The sequence below is a fragment of the Microvirga sp. HS2 genome, assembly GCF_055792805.1.
On record NZ_JBVVAJ010000069.1, the window covers coordinates 1 to 8559 of the forward strand.

Annotated in this window: 7 protein-coding genes; 4 read left to right on the forward strand and 3 right to left on the reverse strand. The window is 57.1% G+C overall.

Translation table 11 applies throughout. From position 1 onward, the window contains the following. A partial coding sequence (locus ACS5Q0_RS26955) for a HamA C-terminal domain-containing protein (protein ID WP_473129708.1) occupies positions 1–1164 on the forward strand: 1164 nt, incomplete at its 5' end. After that, positions 1161–3716, forward strand: a complete 2556-nt coding sequence (locus tag ACS5Q0_RS26960; protein WP_473129709.1) for a DEAD/DEAH box helicase — start codon at positions 1161–1163, stop codon at positions 3714–3716. The genes ACS5Q0_RS26955 and ACS5Q0_RS26960, both read left to right, overlap by 4 nt. A gap of 231 nt (positions 3717–3947) precedes the next feature. Here ACS5Q0_RS26960 and ACS5Q0_RS26965 read toward each other — a convergent pair whose 3' ends face one another. Beyond that, a complete protein-coding gene (locus ACS5Q0_RS26965) occupies positions 3948–5387 on the reverse strand; it encodes an IS1182 family transposase (protein WP_473129710.1) in 1440 nt (479 codons plus the stop codon). Between the two features lie 97 nt (positions 5388–5484). After that, positions 5485–6324 (reverse strand): alpha/beta fold hydrolase, encoded by an 840-nt coding sequence (locus ACS5Q0_RS26970; protein ID WP_473129711.1) that lies wholly within the window; start codon positions 6322–6324, stop codon positions 5485–5487. Positions 6325–6372: 48 nt separating this feature from the next. Here ACS5Q0_RS26970 and ACS5Q0_RS26975 point away from each other — a divergent pair, with 48 nt between their 5' ends. Both ACS5Q0_RS26975 and ACS5Q0_RS26980 read left to right on the forward strand, forming a co-directional pair. Beyond that, the gene (locus ACS5Q0_RS26975) at positions 6373–6687 is read left to right on the forward strand and encodes an ArsR/SmtB family transcription factor (RefSeq protein ID WP_473129712.1); all 315 of its coding nucleotides are present in this window, start codon (positions 6373–6375) and stop codon (positions 6685–6687) included. A 337-nt stretch (positions 6688–7024) separates the two neighbouring features. Next, positions 7025–8185, forward strand: a complete 1161-nt coding sequence (locus tag ACS5Q0_RS26980; protein ID WP_473129713.1) for an acyl-CoA desaturase — start codon at positions 7025–7027, stop codon at positions 8183–8185. A gap of 191 nt (positions 8186–8376) precedes the next feature. Here ACS5Q0_RS26980 and ACS5Q0_RS26985 read toward each other — a convergent pair. Further along, a partial coding sequence (locus ACS5Q0_RS26985) for a tyrosine-type recombinase/integrase (protein ID WP_473129714.1) occupies positions 8377–8559 on the reverse strand: 183 nt, incomplete at its 5' end.

Sequence of the window (8559 nt, forward strand, 5' to 3'; positions counted from 1 at the left end):
AGTGCGCTCGCGGCGGGTGAGATCGACAAGATAGCGCTTGAGCATGGGAGAGCCCTCCCTCAGATCCGCTCAGTTTACACCCCCTCGAACCATCCCGCAGCTCCCCTGTGGCAAAGGACTAGTGTTGATCTTGATCTAGTTTGCGCCGCGTTGCGAAGAGATTATGAGGAACTCGCTCCTCGGATCAGAACCTTGCAGCATTCGGTAACATGCGAATGCGATGGTGTTACGATTCGGGTTCACTACCCAGCATTTCGAAATGGCGAGTGCACTGTCATAGATCTGGTGGAACTCATCAGTCTGTATCTTACGCCGTTCGCTTTGCCGCGATCCGAAGTAGATGCGGTGGACACTCTTTACGGAAAAATCCCAGCCGCAGCCTTTCGACTAAAAACCAACCGGCTCCAACAAAAGGCAACACGGCTCTTCAAACGGGCTCAGAAGGCGACTAACCGGAATGGAGAAGCTGGCGAGCTTTTGCTCTATCTTTTGACTGAATGGATATTGGATGCACCTCAGCTCCTAGCCAAAATGGCACTTAAGACAAACAAGGAAATGCCTGTCCATGGGGCGGATGGGGTCCATGTCCGCTATTGTGAAAAATCCCAACAGCTTCAGTTCTTTTGGGGCGAATCGAAGCTCTATTCAGACGTCGGACAAGGTATTGGCGCAGCGGTTCAGTCAATTGCCGAAGCTCTTTCAGAGGAGAAGCTCATTCACGAGCTGGAGCTGGTGGAGCGTCATATTGCGCTTTCTGGCCTAACCGACGCTGCCAAAGCAGCGATTGTCAAACACTTAGATCCATTTGAAGAGGAATCCAATCAACGTGTAAATGTCACGACATGTCTAATTGGCTTCGACTTCGATGGGTTTGCGAAGCTTAACAAATTGAATAAGGGCGAAGTACCTAAAGCCTTTGAGCAAATGACAATCCAGAAGCTTTCAGAACTTTCGCCAACCCTCTCTAACGCGCTCAAAGGAGCCGGCCTTGAGCAACATACTATGGAAATATTCTTCTTTCCGTTGCCCTCGGTGAGTGAATTCCGCGACCTGTTCCAAGACAAAATCGGTTGGAAGTCCCCAACACCGTCTAAAAAGAAGGTGATCAAGCCGAAGCCGAAATCGGCCTTGAAGACAAAACCAAAGGCTGCGTCAAAGAAATGATACAGGATCTCTCTGAGAAGGTTTGGTCGAACAACCGCTTCCATGAAGCAGCAAAAGCAATCGAATTGGCATGGCTGCAGAGAGAGCTAAAGACACCCCAACCAGTCAAGCTAGATGATGTTGTTGGTGGCAAGGCACTGCGAGCTGCGGCGATCCTCGCTACGTCTAACAATCCGGAGCACCGGCGAGCCGCTTTTAGAGTTGCGACTTGCGCGTTTGAGCTCTTCGGCACCGCGCGCTATCCACTTGATCAGGCTCTGCGGGTCGTGCTCGCTAGGCTCGGGAATTTCCCGGCAATCGGAACGAGGGCAGAAGTAGACAAGGCCCTTGCCACTCTTCCATGGGAGTTGGCCGCTGAGGAGTTGGAGCTCGCTGATAGACAGACTGTCACTGTTAACAACAAGGATCTACAACTTACAGGTTTTCAGTATGATCTTTGGAGGCGTCTAGTTGATCGCCAGCGTGTGGCGATATCTGCGCCGACCTCCGCTGGTAAATCATTCGTTCTCCAAGCATTTTTGAACTCGTTGTTTCAGGCTAATGCTCCCAAGGTGGTGGTTTATGTTGTGCCTACTCGAGCATTGATTGCGCAGGTTGCGGAAGATCTTGCTCTTCAGTTGCAGTTCTCCACAACGCAAAAGGGCCCGCCAGAGATCATTACTGTTCCACTTGACGCTGAAGCAGAGCTGCCTTCCCGATCAATATATGTCATGACCCAAGAGCGGGTGCAGCTGTGCCTTGCCGCTCACCCCAACTTCAAGGCGGATGTCCTCGTCATTGATGAAGCGCATTCGATTGCTGATGGATCACGCGGGGTGCTGCTCCAATGGGTGATAGACGATTTGCTCGAGCGCAATCGCGATGTTCAGGTCCTCTTTGCAAGTCCGCTAATCAGAAACCTTGATGTTTTTGGTCGCATCTTCGGAATGCCCGAAGTGGCGCAGTTTCCGTCTGTAGAGCCGACAGTGGCTCAGAACTTCATCATCGTGGATGTTCAGGGTGGTTCTAAGGGGCGAATTACCCTCAAAACCCTTGGCGACGGGAGTCTGGAGCCGATGGACGTCGCCACTTTGGATGTGCGGCATACACTTGCCAGCCGCAAGGAAAAATTAGTGCATATTCCGGCCAAGCTTGGCCTCGGGCAATCGAACATCATCTACGCGAATGGTGCAGCCGAGTCAGAGGCCGTGGCCTTACAATTAGCTCAGTTGTTTGAGGCGCGGGAGCCGACCGCCAAACAACTCGCTCTGGCCGATCTAGTCAGGGAAGCTGTGCACGAGAAGTATGTGCTCGCGGAATGTATAAAGCGAGGTATCGGCTTTCATTACTCGCAGGTGCCTACAGTAGTTCGACGAGCTGTGGAACAAGCGGCAGCTTCAGGAGATGTTGACTATCTTGTCTGTACAAGCACTCTGCTTCAAGGGGTCAACTTGCCAGCTAAGAACATCTTTATGTTCGCACCGGAGAAAGGACAGCGTTCACCTCTTGAATCAACGGACTTCTGGAATCTCTCAGGTCGAGCCGGACGCCTGCGCAAAGAGTTTCAGGGCAATATCTTCCTCATCGATTATCATAATTGGAAGAAACAGCCGTTGGATGGGCCAAGGGACTCAATAGTTGTACCTGCGATCGAGAGTAGCATCACAATTGATAGCGAACGCCTAATTGGCATCATTACTGACGACAAGTTCACGTCAACTCAACGCAACGACCCAGACCTTGAGTCCGCATTTGGCAGGCTCTATTCTGACTATCATCGTGGTCAACTCCCTACTACGTTGGCCAGAGCTGGCTTAGATGCGGATTCGCCGGAAGCGGAGGCGCTGCAGGCTGCACTCGCGTCGGCAGTGTCGATGATCTCGCTCCCACACGAAATCGTTCGGCGCACACCCAATATTTCTGCTCACAAACAGCAGAAACTCTATGAAGCCATACGCAATGAATTAAAGGAGGGCGGCGAGGAGAGCGCCATGCGCCTCATCCCACTTCATCCTCGTGAGCCAAATGCCTTCAACTCCTACAGCGTTATTTTGGAAAGGTGCCACTCACTGCTGCTGGGAATTGACACCACACGCAACTTGCACCGCTTCCATGCTCTGATGGCTCAGAAGTGGATGCAGGGCCTCCCGGTACCCAGGATCATTGATGGCCAAATCCGAAGGAAGCCGTCTGCCGACATTCGGAAGGTCATTCGTGACACTCTGGAGGTAATTGAAACCCAAATTCGCTTCCAAGCGGTGAGGCTATTCGGCTGCTACAATACGCTTCTCTCCTACGCACTCACCGAAGCCCACATGGAAGAGCTTGCCGCAAATGTGCCGGCACTGCCGCTATTCCTCGAAGTTGGAGCCTCTGACAAGACCATGATCAGCTTCATCTCGCTGGGACTTTCCAGGGTAACTGCGATGAAGCTGAATGATCTTGCTGCTCGGAAAGACATGGATCCGAAAGAGGCAAAGGATTGGCTTCAATCAAGGCAGCTTGATCAGTTGGGCCTCTCACCACTGTTGCAAGAGGAGGTGAAGGCCATTGTTGGTACGCTCGGTGGCTAAACACGGCTATCAGCAGATCACATCACACGCCAAAACAATAAGATGCTGCTTTAGTGTGCGAATGTGCCAAGCTGGCGACAATGTCCGATAAGTAGGGATTATCAGACATTGCCAGCGACGCGCTAATTTCCTGGATTGACCGAGGCCGTGTGAAAACGCTGCTGCCAGTGTGCGGATGACGGGCGCTGTTTTGCGGGTACCGCGATGGTGCACATGGGCGGACGTGTGGCGTCAGGCTTCGAGAGCCTTCAGTAGCGGCCCGACACCCAGGATGGCGATCATCCGCTTCAGGTTGTAGGCCAGCACGTGCAGGCTCATCTCGGTTTTGACCTTCTCCAGGGTCGTCATCAGGAAGTGAGTGCTGCCCATCCAGGCCTTGATGGTCCCGAACGGATGCTCCACCGTCTGCCGGCGAATGAGCATGGCCTCTGGCATCCGCTCAAGCCGGGCCTGCATTCGGTCGAGCACGGCCTCATGCTGCCAGCGCTTCACCCGCCTGTGCTTGTCCGGTGTGCACCGAGGCTTGAGGGCGCAACTCGAGCACGCCGTTAGATTGCGGTAGTGGTCGATGACATCCCGCCGGTCTGAGCGCACTTTGCCCTTGGTCAGATGCTGGCCCGCTGGGCAGGTGTAGTGGTCATGCTCGGCGTCATAGACGAAGTCCTGCCCGGCAAACAGGCCGCGGCTGGTGTTGCCGGAGGTCTGGGTCTTGGGGACATAGGGCAGGACGCCAGAGCCCTCGCAAGCCAGCACCTCGTCGCCGTTGTAGTAGCCTCGATCCGCCAGCACGGTGAGTTCCTCACACGCCATCACGGCCCGGGCTTGCCGTCCCATTGCCAGCAGTTGGGTGCGGTCGTTGCCGACATTGGTCACCTCGTGCGCAACGATCAGGTGGTGCTCGGCCTCCACCGCCATCTGCACGTTGTAGCCGACAATGCCGGTGCCCTTGCCGCTGGTCGCCATCGAGCGGGCGTCCGGATCGGTGAGAGAGATCTGCTGGTCGGGCGCAGCCTCGACCTGCTGCTCCATCTGCTTCAGCGACTGCATCGCCCGGCGCAGGCCCGCGATCTTCTCCTTCAGGCGGGTTGCCCGTGTCTCGGTCTCCGCGCCAGCCTGCCGGTCGGCGCGATCCAAAGCGGCGAGGTAACGGGCGATGCCGGCCTCCACCTGCTCGATGCGCTTGGCCACCTTGGCGACAGTGAAGTTCTTGTCGCGATTGTTGACCGCCTTGAACTTGGAGCCGTCGAGGGCCACCACCGTCCGGGTGAACAGGTTGAGCTTGCGGCAAAGCCCGATGAACTGCGCACAGGCTGCACGAATGGCCGGGCCGTTGTCGCGGCGGAAATCGGCGATGGTCTTGAAGTCGGGCATCAGGCGGCCGGTCAGCCAGATCATCTCGAGATTGCGCTGGGTCTCGCGTTCTAGGCGGCGGCTGGACGGGATACGGTTGAGATAGCCGTAGATGTAGATCTTGAGCAGGGTCGCGGGGTGATAGGCGGGCCGCCCCGTTGCCTCTGGTATCATCCCGGCAAAGCCGAGGGCGGCTAGATCCAGCTCGTCCACGAAGGCTTCGATGAGGCGCACGGGATTGTCGGGCGCCACATAGTCGTCCAGGCACTCAGGCAGCAGGGTGGCCTGCCGGCGGTCTTTCCCTTCAACGAAACGCTTCATCTCGCCCTCCGCTGATCAACAGCAGCTTAGCAGATCAACGCGTTTCCACACAGCCTGGACCCAAGGCGGACTTTGTCGGCTTAATGCTACATAGTAGTTATGGTGACTGGAACTGTCGCTCGGTGCTTGAAAGCAGCTTCAGGACCGCCGCCACTATGGCCTCTGGCCGGTCTTCCTGAACAAGATGGCCCGAGCCCGGAACCGGGACACAAGCGTGGTCCGAGATTGCCTCAGCCAAGGCCACTCCCTGCTCGAAGGGAATCCACTCGTCCTTTTCGCCCCAGAGGACCGTAACGGGACAATCCATCTTGCGATACAGCCCCTGAACCTCATCGGTAAACCGCTGGTCCATCTGCGCGATCTGCCGATAGAAGGCCGGCTGGCCGACCGGTCCGAGCCAAGGGGCGCTGTAGACCTCCATAGCCTCGTCCGACAACGGCTTGTGAGCCGCGGTCTGCAAGTATGCCCGCAAGAGGGCGCGGTGCATATAATCGGGCATGCCTGAAAATGCAGCCTCGTGCCTGCGCACATGCTGAACGAAGGGTGACCCCCAAGGGGCCAAGGCAACGGCATCGAAAATCGTTAGTGAGGCGTAACGCAGCCCGTTCAGATAGTAGGCCCGCAGCGCCGTGGCCCCGCCGAAATCATGCGCGAGGACATCGGGGCGTTCGAGGCCCCAGTCCCGGAACAGGGCCGCGAGAACCCTGTTCTGCACGGCCAGAGACACGTCCTGGCCGTGTCGCATTTCGGATTGCCCGTAGCCGACCAAGTCAAAGAAATAGATGGTTCTGCGGTCAGCGAGTTGCGGCACGATCCGACGCCAGACCTGCGAGGAGAAAGGCGTGCCGTGAATGGCAACAAGCGGCGGTCCGTCCCCGCACTTGCCCCATCTGATGGCGTTGCTCTCAATGATCGACGTGTTCGGCAGTTCCAGCATCGGCACGACTCGTATTGTCATTTAGCAAAATGACGATACGATGGAGCGATGGACAGATCAATCCAGATCAAGGCGATGGCCAGCGAGGTCCGCATGGCGATCCTGCGGCTGCTGGCAGACCCGGAAAGGCATTTCGGGCATCAATGGTCAGCCGACCCGATAGAGTTCGGAGTGTGCATGACTCTGATCGCCGAGGCGCTGGCCGTCGCGCAGCCCACGGCCAGCAGGCACCTGGACATCCTGAAGCAGGCTGGCTTCATCGCGGTGCGGAAGCACCAGAAATGGTCATACTGCAAACGGGACGAGGCCAATATCCAGGACTATCTGGCCTGGCTGCGCATGGAGCTTTCTGCGCAGGGATAGGGCAGCATGGAGTTCCATTGCACCATTCGCTGCCTCGGCAAGAATGACCGCTCCTGGCACATTTGCGAAGTAGATCGAATGTCTGCTGACAAACGGGACAACAGACATTTCTGAGGCGTTAGCAGTTTCCCCGGATAACCCATTCCAGACGCTGTCACCTAAGTAGGGTGCCGGCTGGCCGCTTTCCTGGACGAGTCCCTTGGTCTCTTGGGCCGCGCCTATTAAGTCGCACGAAGCCCAGCTTTTCCACTCGGTAGTTTATAGCTAAACGGCTTCTGGCGCGGGCTTGCTCCCCGACTGCCAAGCCGAGCGCCACCTTGCATCCAATGGAAATAGAATGAGTTCCACGCCTGCCCCCAAGCATGACGAGCATAGCGACATTGTCTATCCCCAAACGATCCCCTTCATCCTCGTTCATCTGGCGTGCTTTGCCGCCATCTGGACCGGTGTGACTTGGGAGGCGGTCACCATTGCGATCAGCCTCTATTGGCTGCGGATGTTCGGGATCACCGCCGGGTATCACCGCTACTTCTCACACCGTTCCTATGCCACCAGCCGCGTGTTCCAGTTTATTCTCGCGTGCCTGGCCCAAAGCACCGCTCAGAAGAGCGTACTGTGGTGGGCCGCCAAGCACCGGCACCATCATCTGTTCTCGGATACCGCGCACGACGTGCATTCGCCGCGTCACACTGGCTTTCTCTTCGCCCATGTGGGCTGGATCTTCACGCGCCAGCACGACACCGTCGATCTCGTGAAGGTGGGCGACTTCACCAAGTATCCGGAGCTGATTTGGCTCCACAAGCACGAGTTGGTCCCTGGCGCCGGGCTGGCTTTGATCACCTTCCTGATCGCTGGCTGGCCAGGCCTCGTGGTCGGCTTCTTCTGGAGCACGGTGGCGGTCTATCATGCCACCTTCTGCATCAACTCGCTGGCCCATGTGCACGGCTCGAAGCGCTATGTGACAGGCGACGACTCCCGCAACAACTGGCTGCTGGCTTTCTTCACCATGGGCGAGGGGTGGCACAACAATCATCATGCTTATCAGGCCAGCGTGCGCCAGGGCTTCCGCTGGTGGGAGATCGACCCGACCTTCTACATTCTCAAGGCGCTCTCGTGGATCGGCGTGGTGTGGGACCTCAAGAGCCCGCCTGAAGCCGTTCTGAAAAACGAGCAGAAGCTCGGATCGCGAGTGATCGACCGGGCGGCCGCCGATGTAGTGGCGACCTTCAACGTGGAGAGCATCTCGGCCAAGGTGAGCCATGCTCTGGAAACCACCCCCAGCCTCACCGATCTGCGGGTGAAGCTCGCCGCCGCCCAGCACAGGGCACACGAGGTGCTGGCCCATGTGCATCTGCCGCATGTTCCAACGCGGGACGAAATCTGGGCACGCGCCTCGACCATGTTCGTGAAGACCCGCTCCCTCGATGACATTGTCGAACGGGCGCACCGCCTGATCCTGGAAGCGGTGGGCACCCGGCTGGTTACCACAGTAGAGTGATGGACCCAGATGAGAGAAGGGGACCTCATCTGCCCCTTCTCTCATCCAGAGCGCTGGCACCCACAATCGAGAAAGTGTCTCCTCCTGGCACGCGCCGGTCGTTTGTTTCGTGGCTGCTTAAGCCTCAAGTCTGGGCGTTGCCCCGATATGCGTGAGGTCTGAGGCGGCTCATCAACGGGCCGCCTCTGCGTTTAGATTTCAACCTGCTCTGCAATCAGAAGAGCATCGTCGACGTCGATGCCAAGATACCAAACAGTGCTCTCGATCTTGGTGTGGCCGAGCAGAAGCTGGACGGCCCGGAGATTGCCCGTCCTTCGGTAGATCATCGACGCTTTGGTCCGTCGTAAGGAATGGGTGCCGTAGGCGAGGGGATC